25 protein-coding genes are annotated in these 25352 nt (G+C 51.9%); 11 read left to right on the top strand and 14 right to left on the bottom strand.

What is annotated here, in order from left to right; all coding sequences use genetic code 11:
• Positions 1–54: 54 nt before the first annotated feature.
• Entirely contained in the window at positions 55–612 is a 558-nt protein-coding gene (locus H8K43_RS07670; RefSeq protein ID WP_230403740.1) for a DUF1345 domain-containing protein, read from the bottom strand.
• Positions 613–905: 293 nt separating this feature from the next.
• On the opposite strand from H8K43_RS07670, the gene H8K43_RS07665 reads away from it, so the two are divergent.
• From H8K43_RS07665 to H8K43_RS07655, 3 genes are read left to right on the top strand one after another with little or no spacing between them, the layout of a single operon-like run.
• Positions 906–1226 carry a hypothetical protein gene (locus H8K43_RS07665; RefSeq protein WP_186903276.1) on the top strand — a complete coding sequence of 107 codons (321 nt, stop codon included), beginning with the start codon at positions 906–908 and terminating at the stop codon, positions 1224–1226.
• Positions 1223–2071: an HDOD domain-containing protein gene (locus tag H8K43_RS07660; RefSeq protein WP_186903275.1), complete on the top strand. Its 849-nt coding sequence runs from the start codon at positions 1223–1225 to the stop codon at positions 2069–2071. The genes H8K43_RS07665 and H8K43_RS07660 overlap by 4 nt, the downstream gene beginning before the upstream one ends.
• Positions 2072–2094: 23 nt before the next feature.
• Complete coding sequence (locus tag H8K43_RS07655) at positions 2095–3081, top strand: GGDEF domain-containing protein (RefSeq protein WP_329604489.1); 987 nt, start codon at positions 2095–2097, stop codon at positions 3079–3081.
• A 120-nt stretch (positions 3082–3201) separates the two neighbouring features.
• On the opposite strand, the gene H8K43_RS07650 is transcribed toward H8K43_RS07655, so the two are convergent.
• The 6 genes from H8K43_RS07650 to H8K43_RS07625 all read right to left on the bottom strand — a co-directional run bounded on the left by H8K43_RS07650 (position 3202) and on the right by H8K43_RS07625 (position 8261).
• The gene (locus H8K43_RS07650; protein ID WP_186903274.1) at positions 3202–3876 is read right to left on the bottom strand and encodes an OmpW/AlkL family protein; all 675 of its coding nucleotides are present in this window, start codon (positions 3874–3876) and stop codon (positions 3202–3204) included.
• A 17-nt stretch (positions 3877–3893) separates the two neighbouring features.
• On the bottom strand, positions 3894–5417 hold the full coding sequence (locus H8K43_RS07645; RefSeq protein WP_186903273.1) for an alpha/beta hydrolase family protein: 1524 nt from the start codon (positions 5415–5417) through the stop codon (positions 3894–3896).
• A gap of 256 nt (positions 5418–5673) precedes the next feature.
• The gene (locus tag H8K43_RS07640) at positions 5674–6144 is read right to left on the bottom strand and encodes a DoxX family protein (protein ID WP_186903272.1); all 471 of its coding nucleotides are present in this window, start codon (positions 6142–6144) and stop codon (positions 5674–5676) included.
• Positions 6145–6273: 129 nt separating this feature from the next.
• Positions 6274–7077, bottom strand: a complete 804-nt coding sequence (locus tag H8K43_RS07635) for an HvfC/BufC N-terminal domain-containing protein (RefSeq protein ID WP_186903271.1) — start codon at positions 7075–7077, stop codon at positions 6274–6276.
• The gene (bufB, locus tag H8K43_RS07630; RefSeq protein WP_186903270.1) at positions 7074–7940 is read right to left on the bottom strand and encodes an MNIO family bufferin maturase; all 867 of its coding nucleotides are present in this window, start codon (positions 7938–7940) and stop codon (positions 7074–7076) included. Before bufB ends, H8K43_RS07635 begins: the two co-directional genes overlap by 4 nt.
• Positions 7941–7994: 54 nt before the next feature.
• Positions 7995–8261, bottom strand: a complete 267-nt coding sequence (locus H8K43_RS07625; protein ID WP_186903269.1) for a BufA1 family periplasmic bufferin-type metallophore — start codon at positions 8259–8261, stop codon at positions 7995–7997.
• A 257-nt stretch (positions 8262–8518) separates the two neighbouring features.
• On the opposite strand from H8K43_RS07625, the gene H8K43_RS07620 reads away from it, so the two are divergent.
• Entirely contained in the window at positions 8519–8737 is a 219-nt protein-coding gene (locus H8K43_RS07620; protein ID WP_186880183.1) for an RNA-binding S4 domain-containing protein, read from the top strand.
• Between the two features lie 110 nt (positions 8738–8847).
• Here H8K43_RS07620 and H8K43_RS07615 read toward each other — a convergent pair whose 3' ends face one another.
• On the bottom strand, positions 8848–9264 hold the full coding sequence (locus H8K43_RS07615; RefSeq protein WP_186903268.1) for a hemerythrin domain-containing protein: 417 nt from the start codon (positions 9262–9264) through the stop codon (positions 8848–8850).
• Between the two features lie 151 nt (positions 9265–9415).
• Positions 9416–9616, bottom strand: a complete 201-nt coding sequence (locus H8K43_RS07610) for a YjfB family protein (protein ID WP_186903267.1) — start codon at positions 9614–9616, stop codon at positions 9416–9418.
• A 201-nt stretch (positions 9617–9817) separates the two neighbouring features.
• On the opposite strand from H8K43_RS07610, the gene H8K43_RS07605 reads away from it, so the two are divergent.
• Positions 9818–10942, top strand: a complete 1125-nt coding sequence (locus H8K43_RS07605) for an ABC transporter substrate-binding protein (RefSeq protein WP_186903266.1) — start codon at positions 9818–9820, stop codon at positions 10940–10942.
• Positions 10943–11196: 254 nt separating this feature from the next.
• Positions 11197–11769: an outer membrane beta-barrel protein gene (locus H8K43_RS07600; RefSeq protein WP_186903265.1), complete on the top strand. Its 573-nt coding sequence runs from the start codon at positions 11197–11199 to the stop codon at positions 11767–11769.
• 125 nt (positions 11770–11894) lie between these two features.
• On the opposite strand, the gene ppc is transcribed toward H8K43_RS07600, so the two are convergent.
• From ppc to edd, 4 genes are all read right to left on the bottom strand, one after another.
• Positions 11895–14681, bottom strand: a complete 2787-nt coding sequence (gene ppc / locus H8K43_RS07595) for a phosphoenolpyruvate carboxylase (protein WP_222610983.1) — start codon at positions 14679–14681, stop codon at positions 11895–11897.
• A gap of 206 nt (positions 14682–14887) precedes the next feature.
• Positions 14888–16519, bottom strand: coding sequence for a glucose-6-phosphate isomerase (gene pgi, locus H8K43_RS07590; protein WP_162020202.1), 1632 nt, complete (start codon positions 16517–16519; stop codon positions 14888–14890).
• A 165-nt stretch (positions 16520–16684) separates the two neighbouring features.
• Positions 16685–17347, bottom strand: a complete 663-nt coding sequence (gene eda, locus H8K43_RS07585) for a bifunctional 4-hydroxy-2-oxoglutarate aldolase/2-dehydro-3-deoxy-phosphogluconate aldolase (RefSeq protein WP_186903264.1) — start codon at positions 17345–17347, stop codon at positions 16685–16687.
• Positions 17348–17422: 75 nt separating this feature from the next.
• Entirely contained in the window at positions 17423–19261 is a 1839-nt protein-coding gene (gene edd / locus H8K43_RS07580; RefSeq protein WP_222610982.1) for a phosphogluconate dehydratase, read from the bottom strand.
• 568 nt (positions 19262–19829) lie between these two features.
• Here edd and zwf point away from each other — a divergent pair.
• From zwf to H8K43_RS07555, 5 genes are all read left to right on the top strand, one after another.
• Entirely contained in the window at positions 19830–21290 is a 1461-nt protein-coding gene (gene zwf / locus H8K43_RS07575; protein ID WP_186903263.1) for a glucose-6-phosphate dehydrogenase, read from the top strand.
• Positions 21291–21293: 3 nt separating this feature from the next.
• Entirely contained in the window at positions 21294–21977 is a 684-nt protein-coding gene (gene pgl, locus H8K43_RS07570) for a 6-phosphogluconolactonase (RefSeq protein WP_186903262.1), read from the top strand.
• A gap of 54 nt (positions 21978–22031) precedes the next feature.
• Positions 22032–22925 carry an SIS domain-containing protein gene (locus H8K43_RS07565; RefSeq protein ID WP_186903261.1) on the top strand — a complete coding sequence of 298 codons (894 nt, stop codon included), beginning with the start codon at positions 22032–22034 and terminating at the stop codon, positions 22923–22925.
• Positions 22926–23080: 155 nt separating this feature from the next.
• Positions 23081–23923: an HDOD domain-containing protein gene (locus tag H8K43_RS07560; protein WP_186903260.1), complete on the top strand. Its 843-nt coding sequence runs from the start codon at positions 23081–23083 to the stop codon at positions 23921–23923.
• 9 nt (positions 23924–23932) lie between these two features.
• The gene (locus H8K43_RS07555) at positions 23933–24418 is read left to right on the top strand and encodes a YciI family protein (RefSeq protein WP_186903259.1); all 486 of its coding nucleotides are present in this window, start codon (positions 23933–23935) and stop codon (positions 24416–24418) included.
• A gap of 25 nt (positions 24419–24443) precedes the next feature.
• On the opposite strand, the gene ribA is transcribed toward H8K43_RS07555, so the two are convergent.
• A complete protein-coding gene (gene ribA, locus H8K43_RS07550; protein ID WP_186903258.1) occupies positions 24444–25082 on the bottom strand; it encodes a GTP cyclohydrolase II in 639 nt (212 codons plus the stop codon).
• Positions 25083–25352 lie beyond the last annotated feature (270 nt).

The raw sequence follows: 25352 nt of genomic DNA, 5'->3' as shown, positions 1-25352 counted from the left end.
GTCATTGAACATCAGGAAAGACACAGGCATAGCACCTGCGCAATAGCGGTTGCTTCAAGAGCTGACCAGACTGGCGGCGATATTAATCGAAAAACCAAGTATCGCGACATTGAAGAAGAAACTCAGCACAGATTGAAATAAAACTGTTTTACGCGCACTTCCACACATCACACTGACATCGGAAGTTTGCGCAGCGACTGCAATGGTAAAAGAAAAATATAAAAAATCCCAAAAATCAGGAATACATTCCTGATCCGGGAATTTCAATGCACGCTGCTGCTCCGGGGAGGCATAAAACAATAAAGCGTAATGAAAGCTAAAGACCACTGCGACCAAGGCCCACGCACCTATCACGGTTAGCCCGGTCAGCACGTAATGAAATATTTTCACTTCGGCTGGCGCGCCCTGAATACCAGCCAGTTCAATCACAATCGCGGCCAGACTGATGCTGGCACAAACCGAAATCAGGGTCAGGATTGCGACAGCGCTTTCATCCTCTTTCTCAGCCATCTCCATCACTTGTTCTGGCCTGGCACGTGACATCATCCACCCCATCAGCGCCAGATAAGTCCATGCGGTAATATCCCAGCTCAGCAAGACGCGCGTCGACATGCGCCAGCTCTCAGGCCATAAGATACTGCTTAACATACCCAAAAATATGGCAAGTACTAAGCGCGGCCGTCTGACCGACCGCAACGATGTCCAGATACGCATTATTTCCCCTGCTTTGAATTAGCAGCAGATCATAACAAATTGCACATAATTGGGGCTAGGCATTGCGAAGATTGTCATATATGCTGACATTAATGGTTTGCAATAATAAGTAGCCAAGCTAACCACTTCGCAATCTGAACCCTAACGGGTCGCCTGGCAGCAGCGCAGCCAGGAAAGACGGAGGCAAAACAATGAGCAAGCATAGTCGTTATCTCCCATTGAATAAGCTTGAGGCAGGCATGGTACTGGCGCACGACCTGCTCGATAAGATGGGGCACGTATTACTACCAGCTGGTGTCAACCTGACGGATGCCACGATCAAGGCCATTGCACACCATGATGTCCATTTACTTAGCATAGTCTCTGATGCAGGAGAACAAATCATCGATGCAGAGGAATTGCAACGCCAGCTGCAACGCATTGATTATCTGTTCCGGCATGCCAGTGATGAGGGTGCAATGCAAACACTCAGACAATTCGTCGTGCATTATCGAGAAGGACTCGCATCATGAGCGATACCGAATCAACAACCATGAGTGAAATCATTCGTCATATCCGGGATCTGCCAACTTTGCCCGAGGTCGCTCAGGAATTACTCGCGGATCTAAGCAACGATGAAACCAGCATGGATAGCATGAACGAAAAAATCGCTATGGATCAAGCCATCACAGCGAAAATTCTGCGTCTGGCTAACTCTTCTCATTTTGGCACCAATTCCAGAGTCGTCACTATACAACAAGCAACTGCCTTACTGGGGGTCAGAAATATCAAGAATGTGATCCGCACTTCTGTCATGTCACGTCAATTCCCGGCAGTGAACTGTCCAGGGTTTGATTTCCGTTCTTTCTGGCGCCATAGCACTGCCACAGCGGTGTGCGCCGAGCTGATTTCCCGCGCACTCCATATGAAGCATGATTTTGCATTCACAGCCGGCTTGCTGCATGACATAGGCCGACTGGTGCTGGTGACACATAATCCGTCTGCGTATGCCGAAGTCATTCAAACCAGGGTCACACTGGATTGCGCACTGATCGATGCGGAAAACAGCATTTTACAAACTAATCATGTCGAAGCCGGGCTGGCACTGGCACAACACTGGCACTTCGCTGAAGCGGTGCAAGATGCGATACGCGGTCATCACCAGCCAGACCTGGAAGACATACATCCCCTTGCTTCGGTCATCCATGTTGCTAACAGCATGGTGCATGCGCTGGATCTGAATGACCAGGAAAATGATGCTGTCCCCTTGCTGTCGCAGCAAGCTTGGGATACGCTAGCTCTGGACGAGAAAGAATGCCTGAGCATCTTCCGGGAAACTGAAATGCGATGCGAAGCACTGAATCAAATTTTTTTGTGAGCACTATGTATCTGGATAAATCAATGTTGGAACAGTTAATGGTTTTTGGTCAAACGCATTATCGGGTCGAAGATATACAGTTATTCCGTGATATTTCTGAACAAAACTTACCACTGATCCGCCACATTCTGAGTCACTGCGCGGTAGTCAGTGCCAGAACCGGACAGATCGTCCTCGACGCCAACAGCTCGGGGTCTCGACTGTATGTGGTATTGCAAGGCGCACTCGGCATCAGCAAGCTCAACGACGATAATAATCACATCGAAAATACGATTACTCAATACCTGCCCGGAGAATGCGTGGGTGAGTTATCGGTGCTGGATGAAGAAACCCACTCTGCCACCGTCACTGCGATACAGGATAGTGAACTGCTGGTGATAGAAGCAGAAACGATGTGGCGTCTGATTGAAGAATCTAATGGCGTCGCGAGAAATTTGCTGCAATTACTCTCATTCCGTATTCGGGCGGCCAATGCGCAAATACGCAGTCGCCAGAAAGTGGGAGAATTCTATCGCCAGTTATCCATGGTTGATGGGCTGACCGGATTACATAATCGCGCCTGGCTCAACAATCAATTGCCCGCACTGGTGCAACAGGCACAGGCGAATACCACTGCGCTCAGCATCATACTGGTCGACCTCGATCACTTTAAACGTTTCAATGACACATATGGACATGTATTGGGTGACGACGCGCTGCAAACTGCAGCCAAAGTATTGAATGCAGGGCTCAGGCCAACTGACTTTGCAGCCCGCTACGGTGGAGAGGAAATGATGGTAATCCTGCCAGGAACGGCGCAAAAACAAGCTTATACAGTCGCGCAACGCCTGTGTAACCGACTGGCTAAGGCCAGGGTTTTTCATGAGCACAATAAAGCGTTGCCGCACATCACAGGCTCATTTGGTGTTGCGACCCTTAGTGAAGAGCAAGACTTTAGCGCCTTAATTGAGGCTGCTGACCAGGCCCTGTACCGAGCAAAAGAAGCGGGACGCAATCAGGTAGCCTTGTAAGATTGCGACCAGCCAACTGTCAACGCATAAGGCCTGAGTAAGACGACGAACAATAACAAAAAGACCCGGATACGACTAATGCGTATCCGGGTCTTTTACTTTTACGTCTCAGGACTGGTATTACCAGAAGCTATAACCAACACCGACCGCAACCACAACAGGCTTGAAGTCAACTGTCGTTTTACGTTCGATACTGCCTGTAACCGCGGTCAGATCGGTTTTCACTTTGGCTGTTGCTAAGGAAGCCGTCACAGACCAGCGTTCATTCAACTGATAAGTCGCACCAACCTGAGCAGCCAAACCAAAGGAACTTTTCAGGTTCAGCTTAGTGGGGCCGCCCACAGCGATATCATTTAATGGCGTGGTATTAGCATCAAAGAATTGTGTGTAATTGACACCCAGGCCAACAAAAGGACGGAAGTCTGCATTTGGCGCGCGGAATTTGTAGTTCACAAATACCGTCGGTGCACGCTGCTTAACACGTGCAATCACACCGTAGGGTGCCAACACGCCACGACCATAGACCTCATGCTCTGGCGGCAAGCCAGCAACGAAATCCAGTTCAAAGTTATCGCTGAGTTTTTTAGTCAGACCAAACAACAGCGTTTTCGCGTTGCCGACTGTCAGACCCGCAGGCTGAGGGGTCAGAAATGCAGGTCCATTGCTGGTGAAGTCAGGCGATTCTGAGTGAATATTGATGCCAATCACACCACCGCGTACCGTATAGTCGTAGGCAAACGCAGAGCTGGAAGCGAGGGCAAACAAAGCGGCCGCAGCCAATTTAGTTTTCATCATTTGAGATATCTCCACGCTTATTTAGCCAAAACTTGTTGGAAGAAGCCACGTGCTGCAGCATTGCAGAATGGTGGAACTAAAGTACCGTGGTAAGCACTGGCAACGGCCTGAGTCGGATCTACCTTTGCAGCGATAGCAGCATCGATCGCCGCTTTTTTGGTTTGCGCAAAGCCAACTTTAGCAGCAGCAAAAGGATCAGTTGCGCCAGTTGGATTGGAGTCTACGTCCAATACAGTTAATGCAGCAGATGGCAAACCTTTTGCGAGGAAATAGCCAGCTGTCGCCTGTGTACTTGCAAAGAAGACTGTTGGATCCGCATTGCCACCGCACAGCATAGTTGGCACTTGTGGTACGTAGTTACGCAAGTCGTTCTTAACTCCAGCTTTACGCAATGCGTTAGCAGGAGCGCAATTCAATGGATCAGCAGGGTTTGCGCCGCAAGGATTTTGCACCAGGTCAGCAACATAGGCATTGCGATAGCTGGTTTTGACCAGATTACCCGCGCCAAAGAATGCACCGAATCCAGGCTTCGCGGCTGGCAGTGAGTCCGCCGCAAACATCGCCAGTTGTGGCAACTTACCTGTAGTGAACAACTCATTGAAGCTCAGGCTGCCCGGCAATAAGGACTCAATACCTGTTGCATACTTATCTTCGTAGATATCGCTTGGAGAGTTGTAAATACCGCCATAAGACTTCTGGAAACTTGTTGTCAACAGTGGAGTAAATACTGTACCGCCCGCATTAGGTGCGCCGCCAAACACTGCATCACCTAACATAGCCAGCGCATACGGGCCAGACATACCGGCCAAAGCACTCACTTTAAACTCTGACGCATAGGTAGTCTGCATTGCACGCTGAGTAGCCATCGCTACGTGACCGCCTTGCGAATAGCCAGTCAGTACCAGCTTACCGGAATCCTGTGCGCCGATCACTGGGAAAGCCTTACGTGCTGCACGCAGGGAATCGACCATATCATTGGCTTGCTGTTCTGCGTTCAGATAAGGATGGTAGCTTAGCGAAGAAACGTCGTAACCGGCAAAGTTAGACGCAACAACAATAAAGCCCTGGGCTGCATACATAGCAGCAACCATCGTAGCTTCCTGATTGTCACGCAGATTGGACATATTAAAGCCTTTGTCGACCGTAGTTCCATGTGCGTACAGCAGAACCGGACGTGGACCGGTACAGGCTGGATCACTGCCGGATGGAACCATAATCGCGCCAGTCGCGTTGGTAGGCTCATTCGCACCGCCAACTGTGATGTATTTCATGTAATAAGTCGTAATTTCACACTTAGGGACGCCAGTCACCTGTGTGAAGCCAGGCTTGGCTGCCTCCAGCATACCTTTAAAGACGACCGGATCCAATTTAGTCACAGCTGTACCATTCGCCTGAGGAATCGGTACCAAAATAGGGGGATTTGCAACCAGAGTACCACGTGCCATCGAATTGTCGACGGCTGGACCTGGGGTGCCACTGCCACCGCAAGCAGATAAAACTGCAGCGGATATCAGTGTCAGCATTGCGGAATGTTGACGCATTGTTGTCTCCTGTAAGAATTATGTTTGTAAGTCACAAGAAGCGCACGCCTGTTTATTGCCATGTAATGGCACGAGCGTTCTAAAAACTCACATGAAGTATCGCATCAGGTCAAATAGCTGAATAGATTTAAATACAAATCTAGAGTAAACACTCTTAAATTATTTTTTGCCCGCATTCGGCATTGACCTTTGGTAAGGGATGCGCATTATAGACCTGCGCACAAAAAAATCAATGCCAGTACAACTGTAGCCAAATCTAAACAGATTTAGAGGTTGCGGTTTTACCGACTCCATCCAGACTCAGCCGGCCTGCCCCCGTTACCATCAGCAGCATTAACATACCACCCCAATAAAAATGGTCGCGAATTGCGGCAGGACACTCCAAAGTCCACAGTAGCGGATAGGAGATCACCGCCATCAGATTTACCATCCACAATCCAAATGCTGCAGGACGGGAAAACAAGCCGGCAATCAAAAACAGAGGTAGTACTAACTCTCCTCCACTACCCAATAAAGCTGCCAGCTCTGGCGGCAGTAAAGGCACCTGATACTCTTCGCGAAATAAGGACAGGGTCAGCTCCCAGTCCTGCACCTTCAACAGTCCCGCCTTAAGGAATTGCCAGGCGACAAAGCAGCGTATTGCCAGCAAAGCCAGGGGCTGCAGCCATCGCTGCATGCGGTTTGCGATTTCATTTTCCAGTCCGGCGGCTAATTTAAATATGTTCATGATGTATTCCGATTTTAATTTTATGTAGTTAGGGCTGCTCTGCTTATTTTGACAACAAATAGCGCCCCTGCTGCATAGCAGCAAATCACAAAAAAACAGCGTCATCGAATGATGAAAAGTTGATTAGTTTTATTGAGGCATGACGTCAGCAAAACAGCCCCAGTCCAGCCATTGCCGCAAGCCTTGCGCCACATCGAAATCAGCCTTGGCCTGTAAAGCGACTTCAAATGCCTGCTCGAGGCTTGCCCCGGCATGGATCTGCTCCAATGCCAGCCAAGCCGGCTCTTCGATGCGATGCACCTGGACCTTCCAGTTGACGCGGCTCAGCACGCCTAAATTCCGCTCCAAATTTAATGGCAACAACAGTTCATGTTGATCTGGGTCACCTTTTCCGCTTATCTCTTGGTGCGCAAGCCAGACATCGACTGCGCCTGACTCCGAGCGGAACAACTGACATGCCGGATGAAGCACAGGTCTGACAGCAGTCAGCTCCTGCCCCATTTCACCAGCTTTGCCAATCAGATCAGTCAGTGACAAGGCAGGCGCATTTGTCGCGAAATAAGCCCTATGCACTTGCCACTCCAGGCGTGCCACATCCACAAAATACGCATATTTCGGATCCAGTTCAGCCTCAGCCAAAAAGTGCGCTAAAGCAACACCAAAGCGATGCATATCACCGGATTCAGACGGGTATTGCAGCGCAAACGCCTTGGCCATTTGCGCAAAAAACTCGTCGCCAACCAGGCATCTGAGCACTGGATACGCAGACTCTAATGCGCGCAGCATCAGCGCAGTATAATTGCCGCGATAGATGGCTAACCTGTCTCGCAACTCTGCATGAGGCCGCAATCCAGATAGCAGTGCAGGCACCTGCCCGACATCTTGAATTGCCTTGGCAAAGCTTTGTTGCAACTCAAACAGTTCTGGCTTCATGAACTCACCTCAGCCAGCTGCTTAGCAGACAGTTGCCTTGCCTTAGCCGCCTCTTCAAGCAATACATGCAAGTCAGGAATTTCCGTATCCCATTCAATCAGAACTGGAACCGGATAAGAAAGTTGCTGGCAAGCCAATTCATATAATTTCCATACCTCAGCATGGACCCGGCTACCATGATGATCAATCAGACAAGTCCCTGCATCCAAATGGCCAGCCAGATGGATTTCACCTACTGTCAAAGCAGGCAAGTCTGCGTAAATCCGTAACGCATCAATGGCACTCTCACCGTGATTGATCTGATTGACATATAAGTTATTTATATCCAACAAAACACCACAGCCTGTTTTGCGACTCAGTTCTGCCAGAAATGCTGCCTCACTCATCTGATCGGCAGCAAAACGTACGTAGGTGGACACATTTTCGATCAGCACCCGGCACTGCAGCACATCCTGCATGCGATCTACGCGCTCACACATTAATTGCAAGGCGGCATTATTTAAGGGCAAAGGAAGCAAGTCATTCAGAAAATGGCTTTGCACAGCATTCCAGCATAAATGCTCGGACACCAGGCCAGGCTCGACCCTGTCTATCAATCGTTTCAGACCTTGCAGGTGCTGCTCCTGCCCTGCATCGGTGGCAGATGCCGAGCCTAATCCCATGCCTACACCGTGCAGACTGATGGGGTAATCCTTGCGTAACACTTCTAACACATGCAAATCATATCCGCCGTCTCCCATATAGTTTTCAGTATGGACTTCCAGCCAGTCTGTCGTCTGTGGAGTGTTTAAAAAATCCCGGTAGTGACAGGTTCTGAGGCCTACACCGAAGCCTGCGATGGCAGTTGCGGATGATGATTGCATGTGAGCTTGTTTAAAAACGGACAAATGAAAAGTCAGCGTGTGATGGCTGAAGTATCAGCTTTTTGGCGCTTCTGTTTTACCGCCCATTTTTTCGCAAGAACCGGCAGGTACTTTTTTCCATTCGTTAGGATCATTGTCTTTCTTTGCCTGTCCAGCGCAGGAATGGCTACCGGTTTTGGTTGCACAGTCATTCTGACCAGCTTTTGCAACACCATAACATTTTTCAGTTTTTGCCGGTGCTTTCGCGTCATCCGCAGCCACTGCGACTGCCGAAGTGACCAAACCAGCCAATGCCATTGCGATCAAAGCTTTGTTACTCATCGTTATCTCCTAAGTTAAAAAAGGGAACCTGCAAGCCTTAGTCTCCAGGCTCACCGGATTACTTACACAGAAAATCAAAAAAATTTCTATGCTTAGAAAACATCCTACTATGAATGTACAAGTTTGCAAGTCAGATTCAGTGACCCGACCGGACCTTCTTCATATCAGCACCTAGCAAGCAGAACGGCAAAAGTTTGAGCAGTTCCGCCTGACTTTTGGTGTATCCTTGCGCACTTTCTGAATTAAATGAGATAGATATGAGTCAGCAAATTAGCTTCGCCCTGGAGGGGGAATATATAGAATTGAACCAGTTACTCAAAGTAGCTGGATTGTGTGACAGCGGTGGCGCAGGGAAAATGATCGTTGCCAGCGGCGATGTGCGCGTTGATGGGCAACAGGAATTACGGAAAACTGCAAAAATCCGCGCGGGTCAGCGCGTACAGTTAGGTGACATTGTGATCACAGTACATGCCTGAGACCAGAGCATGATGAAATAAAACTGTTCATGTCGTGCATTTTTTGCAAAGCCTGACATGAACAGATGAAGCTGGCTGTTGTGCATAACACGGTCAGCAAGCAGTGAATTTCAGGCTGTCACAGCGCTTGCTTCTTTTTGCAAGGCAGCCATGTGCCTGGCCAACATATTATCCATCGTATCCACATGATGCTCAAACCAGTGCGGCAACTCTTCTGCCAGTCTGGCACCCAGCTCGCTATCACCGGCTTCAAAGCGCTGACGTACTTCGCGCATAATCTCTAACACGGCATTGTGTTCCTGCTCGTGACATCCTTTAGGCGGGAAATCTGTCTCGGCCATCCAGGTATTTTCCTGCTCAAAGTGTGCGACTGAATGTGCAATCAAGGCATCCAGACGTTGCAGAAAAGTCGCCGGATTATCCTCCGATAAAGCCGCGCACAACTCGACAAACTCCTGGTGTGTTTCATCCATTGCCGGATACGGCAAACTCAGTCTGTCCGACCATCCCCACTGCACTTCAGCCATAGCATTCCTCTCATACATAAACAGACCATACCTGGTCACAAAGCGGAATTATGAAGGAAGCGCGAGGGTTTTGCTTGTGCAAAATCACAACCCAAAAAGAAAACAGCGCACTAGAGTGCGCTGTTTTGAGTCAATCCAGTCTATGCTGAGATCAGGCTGTCGTATTCACGTTCCGTCCAAGATGGGAAGGCAGATTCGCCGTCGCCTTGTTATCCGGAATTGCCTCTATCAAGGCAGTTGCGCTCTCGGCCTGAATGTCATTCGCTTTTTTCAACATAGCGATACTGACAGCCTGACTGGTGCCAACTTCCGCCAATGTTGTTGCAACATTAGAAACGCCTTTGATATCCATGACAATCCCCCTTATCCGTACACTCCTTTAACGGCAGCTCAACAGGCCGACTTAAGCCCGTTTTAAAAATATTTTCCATTGCAATCCAATATATCCAACCAACACAGCCGGCACCTTCCCTCAAAAATTCGGACAGTCACCTGCGCGTCACATTTGACAGGCAAAATTTCTGCATTGCATCAATTTACCTGTCCAGAGTTCATGAAAACCTTATTTAAAAAATGTGTCGCATTTTCACTGCTAGGTGCCAGTCTGATCAGCAATAGCTTGCAAGCACAAGATAATCCTATCGTTATCGGTCACGCTATAGATCTGTCCGGTCCCAATTCCAGCCTGGGTCGCGACTATGTTGCCGGTATCACCACTTATTTCGACAGCCTCAACCGTTCCGGCGGCATCAACGGACGCAGAGTCAAATATCTGGTCAGAGACGACCAGGGTAGCCCGCAACAATCAGTTAAAGCAGTGAATGAACTGCTGGAAAAAGACAAGGCCGAATATCTGCTAGGCGGTGTAGGCGCAGGCGTGACCGATGCTGTTGTCAGCTCACCTCGCTTCGCACAAAGCAATATGACTTTGTTTGCGCCGCTGGTCGGCTCAGCCAAAAATTATGGGAATCGCGTCCTGTTCTGGCGCCCGACACCTGAACAAGAGATGCAATACATTTTTTCCTATTTTGACAAACTGGGCATTAAACAGGTTGGCATTGCCCTGCAAAATAACAGTATCAATCACGAGATGTATCAATATGTGGTGTCTGAAGTCAAACGCCGCAACATGGTACTCAGCGGCGTTGCAAAGATTTCCGATACGCCGGCGGATATGACGCGCGAAGCCACTGCACTGGCCAAAGCTACACCGAATATCGTGATTACTGTTGCCGATACCGTCGCGACCGGCCTATTTCTCAAAGAATTCCGCAAACACGCGCCGCGCACTTTTGTGGCGGGCATGTCTACGATTAATCTGGACACACTGGCTGAAATCGCAGGGCCAACATCGTTGGAATGGACAGTTTTTTCTCAGGTTGTTCCCAATCCCCAAGGAAAAAAATCTGTGATTCAGATTGATCATAGCAATATGATGAGAAAATTCCGCGATGAAGATATTTCATCCCTGACATTCGAAGGTTTTATGGTTGCGAAAACACTCAGCAAGGCCATACAGATGTCCAAATCAGGCCGTGATGGGCTGCAAACCATCGCCAGCCAGCGCACGCCTATCGATCTGGGCGGCGTCATACTGACGCCATCAGAAAACAGCTTTCATTTGTCCAGCTATGTCGATGTGGCTTTATTCCGTAAAGGTGGCGGCTTGTTATTCTAAGACCAGAAAAACACAGCCTCACTCATCAATCTTCCTGCTCTTCTACGCGCAGCACCATGCATTTCCGGTGCTGCCGCATCTGAACTCGTTACAAATTCTCACAAGAAATATTTGCAGTAATGCCGCATAGACTTTGACAGTCAGACCGCGTGATTGCTAGTATCGCGCAATATTATTTCCACACAGAATTATTTACCTGCATCGCCCTGTAAGTTTAACGGGTATTGCTTCAACTTCTCACCAGTCTGCCCCGAATGCGTCCTATCCCCAGTTTTTCACTTCAATTATTGTTCACCTTGAGCCTGAGTTTATTGAGCACTGGCGTTGCGGCTCAAAGTTATGTCGGCATCGCAGCTGGCAAAATGTCTGCCAGTCTGAAATGCAAAAATAGTTGCCAGACTTCCGCTACCAACCTGAAGCTGACCGGCGGCGTCGACCTGGGAAGTAACTGGAGTCTGGAAAGCCAGCTGAACATAGCCAGCACCATGAAGGGCGCATTTGAGCGCATCAATGCGAATGCTGAAAGCAGCATCTCTCATAAAGGCATAGACCTTGCTGCACTTTACCGCTGGCGTCTGAATGATAAGTTCGCAGTATTCAGCCGCACCGGTCTCGCGTTCACCTCAAGTGAAGTAAAAAACTCCAATGCGGCCAGCGCCAGCACAACACGCTACTCAGCCCTGAAACCTGTGATCGGTGCCGGCCTGGTCTACGCCATCACACCACTCACTTATTTGCGCGGCGATCTGGATATCAGGCAGGCGCGCTCAGATGGCAGCAACACTAACATCACAGGATTGAGTGTGGGCATACAAAGCGCATTCTGATCTCAGCCTGTGCTCTGAGACAGCATAAAAAAATCCCGGTCTACACCAAGCTGACCGGGAATTTTTTTGCCTGACAATTACTTCAACAACGCGCTATCTGCTGATGTGCTGAACTGCTTAGCCACTTAGCCACTGTTACGCAAACCGGCAGCAATACCATTAATCGACAGATGGATACCGCGTCGCACGCGCTCATCCTGATCACCCTGACGGAAGCGTTCCAGCAATTCAACCTGCACGTGATTCAGTGGAGACAAATAAGGGAAGCGGTTACGGATAGAGCGCGCCAGCAAAGGATTGGCCGCCAACAATTCGTCCTGACCTGAGATTTGCTTGAGTACTGCAATCGTCAAGCTGTGCTCGGCTTCGATATGCGGGAATATCCGCTGCCGCAAGCTGTCGTCCTTCACCAGTTGCGCATAACGGCTGGCGATGCCGATATCACTTTTCGCCAGCACCATTTCCATGTTGGATAAGACGGTACTGAAGAAAGACCATTCGCGGAACATCGCCTGCAAGGTTGCCAGACCATCGTCGGGATGCGCCTGCAGATATGCCTGCACCGCCGCGCCAAAACCAAACCAGCCTGGCAACATCAGGCGGCATTGCGACCAGCTGAACACCCAGGGAATCGCACGCAAATCTTCAATCGCAGTCGATTTCTTACGCGATGCCGGACGGCTGCCAATATTCAAACCAGCGATTTCTGAGATCACCGTCGATTCCCAGAAATACTGTTCAAACCCCTCAGTCTCATACACCAGATGGCGATAAGCCTTGAACGCGTGATCGGACAATTCTTCCATCACCCGCAAAAATTCTGGTCTTGGTGGCTGCTCACCGGCAGACAACAAACTGGCTTCCATGGTGGCTGCAGCCAACACTTCCAGATTACGGCGGCCAACTTCAGGATTGCCATATTTCGCAGTAATCACTTCACCCTGCTCAGTCAGGCGTATCTGGCCCTGCACGGCGCCTGCCGGTTGCGCCAGTATCGCCTGATAGCTGGGGCCACCGCCACGACCAACCGATCCACCGCGACCATGGAACAGACGCAGACGCAGCTGATGGCGCGCAAACACCTGTATCAGATCCAGTTCCGCCTTATACAATTCCCAGCCCGAAGTCAGGAAACCGCCGTCCTTATTACTGTCGGAATAACCAAGCATCACTTCCTGCGCCTGCTGGCGGCTGTCAAGTAAGCGACGATAAGCAGGAATGCCAAACAAGCGATCCATAGCTGGCGCACTGTTTTGCAAATCGCCTATGGTTTCAAACAAAGGAATGATATTCACATCCAGCCTGCCCTCAGCCGGATGCAGCAAGCCCGCCTCTTTGAGTAGCAAAGCCAGCTCCAGCATATCGGATACGCCATCCGTTTTAGAGATGATGCAGTTTGGTACCGCTTGCTTGCCATAACGCTGTTGAGCAGTTGCGGCTGCGCGATAAATCGCAAGTTCAGATTGCGTCTCTTCTGAATACCTCAGATAAGGCGAGGCAAGCGGGCGGGCTGAACTGATTTCTTTCACCAGCACGGCAATCCGCGCATCTTCATCCAGACTCAGGTAATCGAGTTCAGGGTTAGCCGCCTGCAACAGCTCTGCCACCACACGCTCATGTACATCTGAATTCTGGCGCAAATCCAGCGGTGCCAGATAAAAACCAAACACCCGCACCGCACGGCGCAAATGGCGCAGACGACCACGCGTCAGCGCAGCGGAACCATTCTGCAGTAAGGACTGATGCACGATATCGAGCTCGGCCGCCAGCTCTTCGGCATTGGCATATGGTGCGGCTTCACCGCTAGGCGGAATATGCGGCAGTAAGCCCAGCAATCCGGTATAAGTGGCAGCGACCCGGGCGTAAATACCACTGATCGCGAGGCGATAAGGTTCGTCGGAACGATGTGGCGAATGATCAGGAGAAGCCTGAGCCAGCGCTAACAAAGGATCAGAAACCTTGACCAATAAAGTCGCCATGGACAATTGCGAGCCCAAGGTATGCAATTCATCCAGATAAAAACGGAAGGCGCGGGTCGCCTGCATCGCCATGGTTTTTTCCAGCACGCTGGCGGTTACAAACGGATTGCCATCGCGGTCACCACCGATCCAGCTGCCCATCTTCATAAAGCTAGGCAATTCCTGCTGGCGGAAAGCGGGATCTTTGTCGGCCAGCAAATCCTCCAGTCCCGCATACAATTGCGGCAGCTCGCGCAGGAAGGTGTAATCGTAAAAACTCAGGCCATTTTCGACCTCATCCAGCACCGACAATTTAGAAGTACGCAACATACGGGTCTGCCACAGGGTCAACACCGCGCGGCCCAAGGCTTCTTCGTTGGCAGCCGACTCTTCCGGCGTCAGTTGCATACGATCGCGCTCATCCAACAAGCGTGTGATCACCATCTGGCAATTCAGAATACTCTTGCGCTGCACCTCGGTAGGATGCGCAGTCAGTACCGGCGCGACTTGCGCAGTCTGGAAAAAATCCTGCAATTGCTGCGTGCCCTGACCGGTTGCATACAGCGCTGAAATGGTGTGCGCCAGGCTACCCTGGCGCGGCGCCGAGCCTGCGATCTGATGCGCGCGGGTGCGGCGTATGTGATGCTGATCTTCGGCCAGATTCACCAGATGTGAAAAATAACTGAAGGCGCGTATTACCTGCGTCGTCTGATCATTGGTCAGACTGTCGAGGGTCGATTCCAGTTCGGCACGGGCAGCCTGATCCGCATCCCGCCGAAAGCGTACCGAATTCTGTCTTACCTGTTCAATCAGATCAAACACCTCGTCACCGTGCTGATTTCTTACCGTATCGCCTAACAGTCTGCCCAGCCGGCGGATATCTTCACGCAGGCTCTGGTCTTTGTCGTCATTGATGTCGTTCATTTTGATGGGAAAGTGGAGGTGGGCGTTCATGAACAAAAAATTCTACGGTAGCAGGCAGATTCGAAAGATGAAAAAAATTGTGCGGCGCAAAATTACAACACTTTGCCGCAGAACGGGATCAAGACATAGCCTGACATGGCTGCTTGACAGGAGACTTACATGCCAGCGCCGAAATGCCATGCTGCAGTTGCTCAGGTCTGGCGAACATTGAGCAACTGGCGCTAAGCGCAGCTATCTCAGCTGGCTTTGTATTGCTGGCTGCGTCTGACCGCCTGCAACAAACCCTTGGTCGAGCTGTCATCGGCTTCACGTACCGCTTCAGGGTCCAGACTAATCAATTGCTGGGCCAGCGATTTACCGAGTTCTACCCCCCACTGATCAAAGGCATTGATATCCCAGATCACCGATTGTACGAACACCTTATGTTCGTAGAGGGCGATCAGGGCGCCGAGTGAGCGTGGTGTGAGGCTGTCCAGCAGCAGCGTCGAGGTCGGACGATTGCCTTCAAATACGCGTGGAGCCAATAATTTTTCCGGCAAATCGCCGAGTTCTGCACGCACTTCATCGATGCTCTTACCCCAGGCCATCGCCTTGGATTGTGCGAAGCAATTCGCGAGCAAGGCCTGATTATGTCCGGGCAAGCCGGCATCATCATCGGCCACTACAATGAAGTCAGTCGGGATTATGGTCGCACCCTGATGCAGTAACTGGAAATACGCATGCTGACCATTGGTACCGGCCTCACCAAACAAGATGGCCGAGGTCGAATAGTCGACGCGCTGACCTTCACGCGTCACCGACTTACCATTGCTTTCCATTTCCAGCTGCTGCAGGTAAGCCGGCAAGCGCGTCATGCGCTGGTGATACGGCGCAATAGACAAGGCTTGCAAGCCCAGGAAATTGATATTCCAGACGCCGATCAGTGCCATCAGCACCGGCAGATTCTGTTCCAGCGGGGCTTGCGCAAAATGCAGATCCATCTCATGCGCACCAGCCAGCATTTCTTCAAATCGATCAGCACCCACATACAGGGCGATCGATAAACCAATTGCACTCCACATCGAATAGCGGCCACCGGCCCAGTTCCAGAACGGGAATACGTTTTCTTCTGCGATCCCGAATTCCGACGCCGCTTTGACATTGGTGCTCAGCGCCACAAAATGCTGGCGGATCTGATCGACCGGACAACCATGTGCCAGCATCCACTCACGCGCAGTGCGTGCATTGGTCAGCGTTTCCATGGTGGTGAAGGTTTTGGAAGCAACCACGAACAAGGTGGTTTCCGGATCAGCATTTTTAAGCGCATCCGCCACATGGCGGCCATCCACATTGGACACAAAATGCAGCGACAGATTTTTTTGCGACCACGGTGCCAGTGCGATGCAAGCCATTTGCGGCCCCAGATCGGAACCACCGATACCGATATTGACGATGGTGCGTATCGCCTTACCGCTATAACCGAGCCAGCGTCCCTCACGCACAGCATCGCTGAAGCTGCGCATTTGTGCCAGCACACTGTGTACATCAGCGGCGATATTCTCGCCATTCAGCATGAACTTTTCATCTTTCGGCAAACGCAGCACGGTATGCAAGACAGCACGGTTTTCCGTGTGATTGATCGCCTCGCCACGCAACATCGCATCGCGCCGCGCCTCGACCTCCTGCTGCCTGGCCAGCGCCAGCAGATTCAGCTTGGCGGTGGTATCGATACGCTGCTTGGAATAATCGAGCAACATGCCGCAAGCGGAAGCGGAGAAATGCGTAAAGCGTTGCTTATCAGCGCGGAATAATTCTTTCAGGCTGGGCATATTGGTTGCACGTTGCTGCAACAAACACCAGAGCGGCGAGCGGGAGACAGAATTGGTCATGATCTTTTCAGATGGAATGAAGATTTTTTGAGCTGAACTTGATGCTGAATTTCGAGCAAACATCAGGGCGCTGGCCGCACTACGCCGGGTTAATCTGACAGATGCCCAATTAACCCGGAATCTTTACTGCGTGAGATGCGTGTTCAGCAACGACAGATTGCTTGCTTAGGCCTTGCCAGCAGCGGCCGCAGCGCTGGCCAGCTTGCCAATCGCATCCCAGTCGCCGGCTTGTATCAGATTCGCCGGACACATCCAGGAGCCACCCACGCACAGCACATTGGATTGCTGCAACAAAGCCGGTGTGGCTTCCACGGTCACACCACCGGTCAGGCAGAAACGCACATCAGGGAAAGGCCCGCCTAGTGCTTTCGCCATCTTGGTACTGCCAACGATATCGGACGGGAACAGCTTAACGACAGAAAAACCATGTTCCAGCGCCAGCATCAAATCACTGGCACCACCCACACCAGGGAAGTAAGGCAGGCCGGATTCTGCAGCGGCTTTGGCCAGTACTGGCGTAATGCCGGGACTGATACCGAAAGCAGCACCGGTTTCTTTGACCGCATCCAGCTGAGCTGGCGTCAATATGGTACCGGCACCAACCGTCACATCCGGGCAGGCGCGCACCACTTCGCGCAAAACCTGCATCGCATTCGGCGTACGCAGCGTGATCTCAACCGCGGGCAAACCATGCTGCGCCAACGTACTCACACAGCGTATCGCCTGATCGACATCATCCGTGACCAGAATCGGCAAGACCCGCAACTGAGCCAGTTGTTCTATGATGTTTTGCAGCTTAGCCTGGGAATTATTTGTATGACTCATCATGGTTTCCATTCAAAAATTTTGCAGAACTGGACCTGAGCAAGGCTTCAGGCCAGCCGGATTACTTCACTCTATCGCTTAGTCAATAAACAGGGTGGATGCACCATGTTCCGGCGCGGTCACTACGCGTCTTTGTGCAGCAAACAGTTCGCGGCCAAAACCAAAGGTTTCATGTTGTGGTAAAGCAGGCACCTGACGTTGCGCCCATACTTCCGCATCGACCAGCGCTGTCAGTTCACCGGTATGTACATTCAATTCCACCAGATCCCCATCGCGTACTTTGCCCAGCGCCCCACCCTGCGCCACTTCCGGGCTCACATGCAAGGCAGCCGGCACTTTGCCGGATGCGCCCGACATACGGCCATCCGTAACCAGCGCCACTTTAAAGCCGGCCGACATCAGACTGCCCAATACCGGCGTGAACTGATGCAGTTCAGGCATACCATTTGCCTGCGGTCCCTGGAAAATCACCACAGCCACAAAGTCCTGATTTAACTCTCCAGCTTTATAGGCTTGTACCAGTGCCTCCTGAGAAGTGAAGACTTTGGCTGGGGCACGTACCACCCACGCTTCCGCCGGTACCGCTGAAGCTTTGACGATGGCGCGCCCCAGATTGCCCTGCAACAGACGCAGGCCACCGGTAGCAGCAAATGGCTGATCGGCATTACGCACTACATCTTCATTGGTAGAACGCGCTGGCAATGCCTGCCAGCTAAATTGCTGATTCTCGTTCAGCACCGGACGCACAGTATGGCCATGCAAACCTTGGTTGCCGTACACGGTCATCACATCGCCATGCATCAGGCCAGCCGACAATAATTCGCGGATGACAAAAGTCGGACCACCTGCTTCTTCAAACGCATTCACATCGGCAGTGCCATTTGGATACACGCGGGTCAGCAAAGGAATCACGGCCGATAACTCATCAAAATCCTGCCAGTCAATCAGGATGCCAGCAGCGCGAGCCACGGCAATCCAGTGTATGGTGTGATTGGTAGAGCCACCGGTCGCCAGCAAGGCAATCACCGCATTGACGATGGTTTTTTCATTGACCAGCTGGCCTATCGGCGTATAGCGCTGGTGCTCAGTCAATTGCAGTACGTGCTCAACAGCCGCATCAGTCAATGCGCTGCGTAAAGGATCATTCGGATGCACAAAGGCGGCGCCTGGCAAATGCAGGCCCATTGCCTCCAGCAACATTTGATTACTGTTCGCCGTACCGTAGAAAGTGCAGGTACCCGCACTGTGATAGGCGGCGCTTTCTGCGGCCAACAATTCTTCTTTTGTGGCTTTGCCTTGCGCGTAACGTTCACGCACCGCTGCTTTTTCCTTGTTTGACAACCCAGAGCCCATAGGACCCGCAGGGATAAACACGGTAGGCAGATGACCGAAAGCCAGCGCACCAATCAACAGGCCAGGCACGATCTTGTCGCAGATACCCAGACACAGCGTCGCATCAAAGGCATCATGCGATAAGGCGACTGCGGTTGCCTGTGCAATCACATCACGCGAAAACAGCGACAATTCCATGCCTGGACGCCCCTGAGTCACACCATCACACATCGCAGGCACCGCACCAGCGACCTGAGCGGTCGCACCAAAGCGCAGCGCAGCCTGACGTAATTGTTCAGGGTAATGCTGATAGGGCTGATGCGCCGACAACATGTCGTTGTAGGCAGTCACGATACCGATATTCGGTTTCTGCGCCTGATTCAGCCAGATCTTGGTTTTGCTATCCATCGCCGCATTGGCATGCGCCTGATTGGCACAGGATAAGGAAGCGCGACGCGGGCCGCGTCCACGCATTTGCTCGATACGCGCCAGATAAGCGCTACGCAGCTTGTGACTGCGCTCTGTAATGCGCTGCGTTACCTGAGCGATCACAGGATGCAGCGTGACGGAAGTAGATGTTGTCATGGAACTCACCTATTGCCCGTTTGGGCGAAAATTAAAAATGAACAGACCTGAATACACTGCACAGCAACATCCTCAGGTCTATGCTTTTTCATTGCGACTGATACGGACAAATATCAAAGTACGGATATACACACCAAAACTACAAATACACAACACAAACAAGATTGACGATAAAGATAGCATAAATCCAGATTTTTCCGTAACAAACTTTCAGAAAATAGTGTTTTTGGGTTTTTATTCGACAAATAAATCACATTTCTCGTAATGAAACTACATTTCTGAAGTTTTTCTGGCATAATTCCATCACTCTTTACGCTTCAGTTTAGCCTCAGCACTACAGCCTGCAGCAAGCGAATGCTGCACTAAGTTCTGAACATTGCGCAGGCCGGAATGCAGACTCCCTCCCCGGAATTTGCATTCCGTGCCTCCGGTTCAGAGTGCCGTTGCAAGAACCACAGGAACAGCCAGAACCGAAGCGGTAATACGTTCAGATTTGAGCCTGCAACCACAGGACAGCACGAAAATCGCTGAGGTGATTTTTTAAAGTCCACAATAAAACGGAGTCAGCATGACCACTTTTGTACTTTTTGGCGGCACTGGCGATCTCGCCAAGCGCAAGATCATCCCGGCGCTCTACAGCGCATTTGTGAATGGCAGGCTGGATGCCGATTTCCGTTTTATCGGCGCGGCACGGGAGCGCCTGGAAGATCAGGAATACCGCCAACGGGTCGCTGACAGCATCGCCCAGTATGCCGCCAAGGTCAGTGGTGGCAGCCCGGAAAAGCTCGCCGCTTTTCTGGATCTGACGCATTACGCCAAAATCGATGCACGTATTCCGGAAGACTTTAATACCCTCAAAGCCAGCCTGCGCACCTCTGAGACACACGCCACGCTGTTTTATCTCGCGACTGGCCCGGATATTTTTATTCCTGTGGTTGAACAACTGTCGCTGCATGGACTAGTAGAAGGCAATGCACGCGTGGTGGTGGAAAAACCGCTGGGTCGCGACGCGCAATCCGCAAGGGAAATCAATCAGGCCTTACGCCGCTATCTGCAGGAAAACCAGATTTACCGTATCGACCATTATCTGGGTAAAGAAATGGTGCAGAATTTGCTGGCACTGCGCTTTGCGAATTCTTTCCTGGAACCGCTGTGGAATCGCAAATGGATACAAGACGTACAGATTTCGATTTCTGAACAAGTCGGCGTGGAATCACGCGGTGACTTTTATGATCACACCGGTGCTTTGCGCGACATGGTGCAGAATCACTTGCTGCAACTGGTCTCTATCGTGGCGATGGAACCACCGGTGAACGCCAATCCGGATGCGATTCGCGATGAAAAAGTGAAAGTGCTGCGCGCGCTGCATAAATTCACCGCCGATGAAGTCAGTAAAAAAACTGTGCGCGGCCAATATCGCGCCGGTGCGGTGGATGGCAAACCGGTCATCGGTTATCAGGCCGAGCCTGGCGTACCACAAGCTTCACGCACAGAAACCTTCGTCGCGATCCGCGCAGAAATCGACAACTGGCGCTGGGCCGGCGTGCCGTTCTACCTGCGCACAGGCAAACGCATGGCCAGCCGCAGCGCTGAAATCACGATTAATTTCAAGCCGATACCGTATTCAATTTTCGGCCAGTCCCAAGGCCCGATGCGCTCGAACCGCCTGGTGATTTCGCTGCAACCGGAAGAAAGCGTGCAGCTGTTCATGAAGGCAAAAGAGCCAGGTGAAGGCATACGCTTATCCGATGTGGCGCTGAATCTGGACTTTGCCGAAGTATCGAACTCACGCCGGGTGGAATCCTATGAACGCCTGTTGCTGGATGCCATGCATGGCGACCTGACCCTGTTTGTACGCGATGATGAGTTGAGCGCAGCCTGGGAATGGGTAGACCCGATTATGCTGGCCTGGCAAAACGATAGCGAAGGTCTGAAATCCTATATCGCTGGCAGTTGGGGACCGGCCGCTGCCAGTTACCTGCTGGCCCAGCACGGTGCCGCCTGGGGCGAAGAATACGTAGAAAGCTGATTCATGACACAAACTGCATTGCATTTCCACGAGTACAGCGACTTTGCTGCACTCAGCACCGCACTGAGCCAGCAATGGCTGAACCTGATCCAGGATACGCCACAAGCCAGCAGCTTTGCACTGGCAGGCGGCAGCACACCGGCGCCGGTGTATCAGGCGATGGACAAGTTATTGGCCGCCAGCACCCCTGCCCAACCGGTGAAGCTGGTCGCCACCGATGAACGCTGGGTGCCGGATGCGGACAGCCAGAGCAATGAAGGTCTGTTCCGGCGCAGTCTGGCGCTCAGTGCAGAAGCACGGCGCTGGCAACTGATCTCACTGAAAAATGCCTCCAGTTCAGCCGAAATCGCAACCGAAGCAATTCATACCCGGCTGCAGGCGGAACTACCTGACGCGTTTGATGCAGTCTTGCTAGGCATGGGCGCAGATGGCCACATTGCCTCCCTGTTCCCGGGTGCGCCAACTCAGCATGACGAGCTCGCTTGTCTGGCGGCGGTACATCCGCAAACCCGTCAATGCCGCATGTCTTTGTCGCTGCCACGCCTGCTCAACACGCGCCGTATCTGGCTGGTGATTACCGGCGCAGAAAAACGCGCGGTGCTGGATTCTGCACAACAACAAGGCTTACCGGTTGCCGCTTTGCTGCAACAGGCACAGTGCGATATCGATGTGTATTGGTGCCCCTGAGCGGTAAAATGATGAATTACGCAGGCTAAACGGCTATTCGCACCAGAAAGAACAATGACAACTCCGCACTCTGCCACCACGGCGACTATCCCCTCTGAAAAAGGCTTGCTGGCACGCATACGCACGGCCAGCACTGCGCTGAGCCGCGCTGAACGCCAGGTCGCCGAATTTTTACTGCAAAAACCGCACGACGCACTGGAAATGTCTATCCGTGTCCTGGCGCAAGCCTGTGATGTGAGCGAGCCTACCGTCGCGCGCTTTGCCCAGAGTCTGGGATTCGATGGTTTTAAATCGTTTAAACTGGCCTTCGCTAAAAGCCTGGCAACCGGCATCCCCTATTTGCATCTGGATGTGAATCAGGCCGATCAGGTCAAGGATGTATTACCCAAAGTATTTGACCGCACCATCGCAGCATTGATGGAAGCCAGGAATAATGCCAACACAGCCAACTTTGAAGCCGCAGTCAGCCTGCTGGCACGTGCACGCCGTATCGAATGCTACGGCCTTGGTTATTCAGGCGCACTGGCGATCGATGCGCAACTCAAGTTCTTCCGTTTCGGCATCCCGACCACGGTATTCTGCGACGCGCATTTACAGGCGCAATCGGCTTCGCTGCTCAACAGCGATTGCGTGGTGGTGGCTTTTTCACGTACCGGCCGTACCCGGGATCTGATCAACAGCGTACAACTGGCTAAGCAAGCCGGCGCCAAGGTACTGGTATTGTGTGCCAGCGGCGGCCCGCTGGCAGAACTGGCCGATGTGCATATCAGCGTCGACGTAGAGGAAGATCCCGACATCTACACACCCATGACGTCGCGTCTGGCCCATCTGACCTATATCGATGCACTGGCCGTTGCAGTGACCCTGATGCGCGGCCCTGCTGCCATTGATATGCTGGAACGCGCCAAAATCAGTATCAGCGAAAAACGCATAGACTCGAAAGTCTGATGCTTTACCCCACTCCTAAGCAGCTAAGCAAGCTGTTTGACATTTCTTCTTGATTTCACTCTTAGTGTGGCACACAGGCAGCAAATTCTGCCCGATCTGCTGAGCATCTCTTCTGTCTGCGCTGTTTTTGGGTGATACTCAGCACAGGAGGCCGCATGTACACAATCTCAACACAACAAATCATTGAAGATGTACAAGACTTGCCCACGCTGCCCGCGGTGGTGATGGAAATACTCAATAATATCGACAAAGAAGATGTTGATACCCATGAGCTGGCAGCCAAAGTGTCTCATGACAGCGCGCTGACCGCCAAAACACTCAAGCAAGCCAACTCAGCTTATTACTCAACCATGGTGAAGGTCACCACCATACAGCAGGCAATTTCGCTGCTGGGCCTGGTCACTGTGCGCCAGATCATCGTCGGCGCCGCACTCAGCGGCTGCTTCCCGGAAAACAACTGTAGCGGCTTCAGCCATAAAAATTTCTGGCGTCATTCCAATCTGGTCGCCATCGTCGCGCGCATCCTGGCGCGCCGGTTGAAATTCAATCAGGAAGTCGCGTACACCGCAGGCCTGTTGCACGACATCGGCACACTGGTCCTGGTCAGCAAACACAGCACAGAATATGCAGCCGCCTTACTTTGGCAGCAGGAAAACACTACCACCCAGCTGCATGCTGAACGCCATGTGCTGGGCACTGACCATGCGGCCGTGGGAGAGGCACTCGCACAGGAATGGAATTTTTCAGAGCAGATGATCCATGCGATCGCGGGACACCATCATCCTGAGCGGCCAGGCGCCGGATTTTTAGCCAGCATCGTCCATGTCGCCAATGGCATCACCCATGCACTGGACCCGAGTGGCACACAAAGCTATACGCCGCCAGAAATCAATGGCGTATCCTGGGAAAGCTCAGGACTGGATCAACAGGCGCTCGATGAAGTGCTGGAAGAAGCCAAAACCGAATTTCTGAAACTGGAACAGGATATCGCGATTTAAGGAGACATCATGCGCAGCTTTACCATCCCACTGACTGGCCTTGCACTTGCACTCGGATTAACACTGGCATCGACCCCAACTGCGCATGCGCAGCAAAGTGCGCCCAATCCGCAATTCGATGCTGAGCTGGCGAAGAAACTGGGCGCGGATCAGCGCGGTATGCGCCGCTATGTAATGGTGGTACTGAAAACCGGACCCAATAAAATGGCCGCTGGTGCTGAGCGTGATGCGATGTTCGCCGGGCACTTTGCCAACATAAAAAAGTTAGCCGCCGAGGGCTTGCTGGTCACCGCAGGCCCATTTGACGGCGTCGATGGCTGGCGCGGCATGTTTATTTTTGCCGTCAACAGCATCGCTGAAGCGCAGGCCCTGACCGCCACCGACCCGGTGATTCAGAACGGAGAAATGGTGGCCGAATATCATATCCACTATGGCACTGCCGCTCTGATGGAGATCCCTGCCTTGCATCAGAAGCTGACACCCACGCTGCAATGAGGCGCGCGGGCAAGTCTGGCATCGCTCAGATCACGCCATCGCTGTCTATCATATGGCCGAGCTTGGCGACCTTGGTATCGAGATAGCGGTCATTGTGCGGATTGCGCCCCGCGATCAAGGGCAGGTGTTCTGCAATCGTGACGCGCAAACCCTGCATAGCAGCGATCTTGCGCGGATTATTCGTCATCAGACGTAAAGCGCTGATACCCAGATGTTTGAGCATGGGTTCACACAAGCTGTAATTACGCAGGTCGGCGGCGAAGCCCAGACGCTGATTGGCTTCTACTGTATCGGCGCCCTGATCCTGCAAATGATAGGCACGTACTTTATTGAGCAAGCCTATACCACGGCCTTCCTGGCGCAGATACAGCAAGGCGCCACGGCCCTCTTCTGCAATTTTTTGTAAAGCCAGTTCCAGCTGCGGACCACAGTCACAACGGCGGCTGAACAAGGCATCACCCGTCAGACATTCAGAATGGATACGTGCCAGCACGGGCGCGCCATCGTTGACCGTCCCCAGGGTTAGCGCCACATGCTCTTTGCCGGTGGCCGGTTCGAAAAATGCGTGCATCTCAAACTCAGCCCACTGGGTAGGCAAACGGCAGGATTCCACAAATTCCAGTTCCTGAGCGGCAGAGCCTACAGGCGCATTGGTTTCAGACATAACAGACTCACAAGATCCGGGTCAGGCCACTGGCCCGCCCTCAAATTCGGAATTGACCACCCAGATTGCGGCGGCAAAAACCTCAAGTATAAACGAGGCAGGATTTTTCAACCCGATAGTGGCCGAATTTCGAATAATTCACCAAGATCGTCAAGCATTCTGTATAAAAACAGGACTTAGGCAAATTTGCGTGAGTCCTAAAAAAAGGGAGCCCTGAGGCTCCCGGATACAAGGAACAAACTAATCTGTCTACTTCATGAGCACCTGTGA

It is taken from the genome of Cognatundibacterium curvum, from assembly GCF_014284235.1.
Lineage (GTDB): Bacteria > Pseudomonadota > Gammaproteobacteria > Burkholderiales > Burkholderiaceae_D > Undibacterium > Undibacterium curvum.
Note: the sequence above shows the minus strand (reverse complement) of the source record. Positions and strands in the feature narration are given on the sequence as shown.

Bases quoted from the DNA above. Each gene is read 5' to 3' on its own strand.
- H8K43_RS07670 (WP_230403740.1), bottom strand. From the start codon at position 612: ATGTCGACGCGCGTCTTGCTGAGCTGGGATATTACCGCATGGACTTAT.
- H8K43_RS07665 (WP_186903276.1), top strand. From the start codon at position 906: ATGAGCAAGCATAGTCGTTATCTCCCATTGAATAAGCTTGAGGCAGGC.
- H8K43_RS07660 (WP_186903275.1), top strand. From the start codon at position 1,223: ATGAGCGATACCGAATCAACAACCATGAGTGAAATCATTCGTCATATC.
- H8K43_RS07655 (WP_329604489.1), top strand. From the start codon at position 2,095: ATGTTGGAACAGTTAATGGTTTTTGGTCAAACGCATTATCGGGTCGAA.
- H8K43_RS07650 (WP_186903274.1), bottom strand. From the start codon at position 3,876: ATGATGAAAACTAAATTGGCTGCGGCCGCTTTGTTTGCCCTCGCTTCC.
- H8K43_RS07645 (WP_186903273.1), bottom strand. From the start codon at position 5,417: ATGCGTCAACATTCCGCAATGCTGACACTGATATCCGCTGCAGTTTTA.
- H8K43_RS07640 (WP_186903272.1), bottom strand. From the start codon at position 6,144: ATGAACATATTTAAATTAGCCGCCGGACTGGAAAATGAAATCGCAAAC.
- H8K43_RS07635 (WP_186903271.1), bottom strand. From the start codon at position 7,077: ATGAAGCCAGAACTGTTTGAGTTGCAACAAAGCTTTGCCAAGGCAATT.
- bufB (WP_186903270.1), bottom strand. From the start codon at position 7,940: ATGCAATCATCATCCGCAACTGCCATCGCAGGCTTCGGTGTAGGCCTC.
- H8K43_RS07625 (WP_186903269.1), bottom strand. From the start codon at position 8,261: ATGAGTAACAAAGCTTTGATCGCAATGGCATTGGCTGGTTTGGTCACT.
- H8K43_RS07620 (WP_186880183.1), top strand. From the start codon at position 8,519: ATGAGTCAGCAAATTAGCTTCGCCCTGGAGGGGGAATATATAGAATTG.
- H8K43_RS07615 (WP_186903268.1), bottom strand. From the start codon at position 9,264: ATGGCTGAAGTGCAGTGGGGATGGTCGGACAGACTGAGTTTGCCGTAT.
- H8K43_RS07610 (WP_186903267.1), bottom strand. From the start codon at position 9,616: ATGGATATCAAAGGCGTTTCTAATGTTGCAACAACATTGGCGGAAGTT.
- H8K43_RS07605 (WP_186903266.1), top strand. From the start codon at position 9,818: ATGAAAACCTTATTTAAAAAATGTGTCGCATTTTCACTGCTAGGTGCC.
- H8K43_RS07600 (WP_186903265.1), top strand. From the start codon at position 11,197: ATGCGTCCTATCCCCAGTTTTTCACTTCAATTATTGTTCACCTTGAGC.
- ppc (WP_222610983.1), bottom strand. From the start codon at position 14,681: ATGAACGCCCACCTCCACTTTCCCATCAAAATGAACGACATCAATGAC.
- pgi (WP_162020202.1), bottom strand. From the start codon at position 16,519: ATGACCAATTCTGTCTCCCGCTCGCCGCTCTGGTGTTTGTTGCAGCAA.
- eda (WP_186903264.1), bottom strand. From the start codon at position 17,347: ATGATGAGTCATACAAATAATTCCCAGGCTAAGCTGCAAAACATCATA.
- edd (WP_222610982.1), bottom strand. From the start codon at position 19,261: ATGACAACATCTACTTCCGTCACGCTGCATCCTGTGATCGCTCAGGTA.
- zwf (WP_186903263.1), top strand. From the start codon at position 19,830: ATGACCACTTTTGTACTTTTTGGCGGCACTGGCGATCTCGCCAAGCGC.
- pgl (WP_186903262.1), top strand. From the start codon at position 21,294: ATGACACAAACTGCATTGCATTTCCACGAGTACAGCGACTTTGCTGCA.
- H8K43_RS07565 (WP_186903261.1), top strand. From the start codon at position 22,032: ATGACAACTCCGCACTCTGCCACCACGGCGACTATCCCCTCTGAAAAA.
- H8K43_RS07560 (WP_186903260.1), top strand. From the start codon at position 23,081: ATGTACACAATCTCAACACAACAAATCATTGAAGATGTACAAGACTTG.
- H8K43_RS07555 (WP_186903259.1), top strand. From the start codon at position 23,933: ATGCGCAGCTTTACCATCCCACTGACTGGCCTTGCACTTGCACTCGGA.
- ribA (WP_186903258.1), bottom strand. From the start codon at position 25,082: ATGTCTGAAACCAATGCGCCTGTAGGCTCTGCCGCTCAGGAACTGGAA.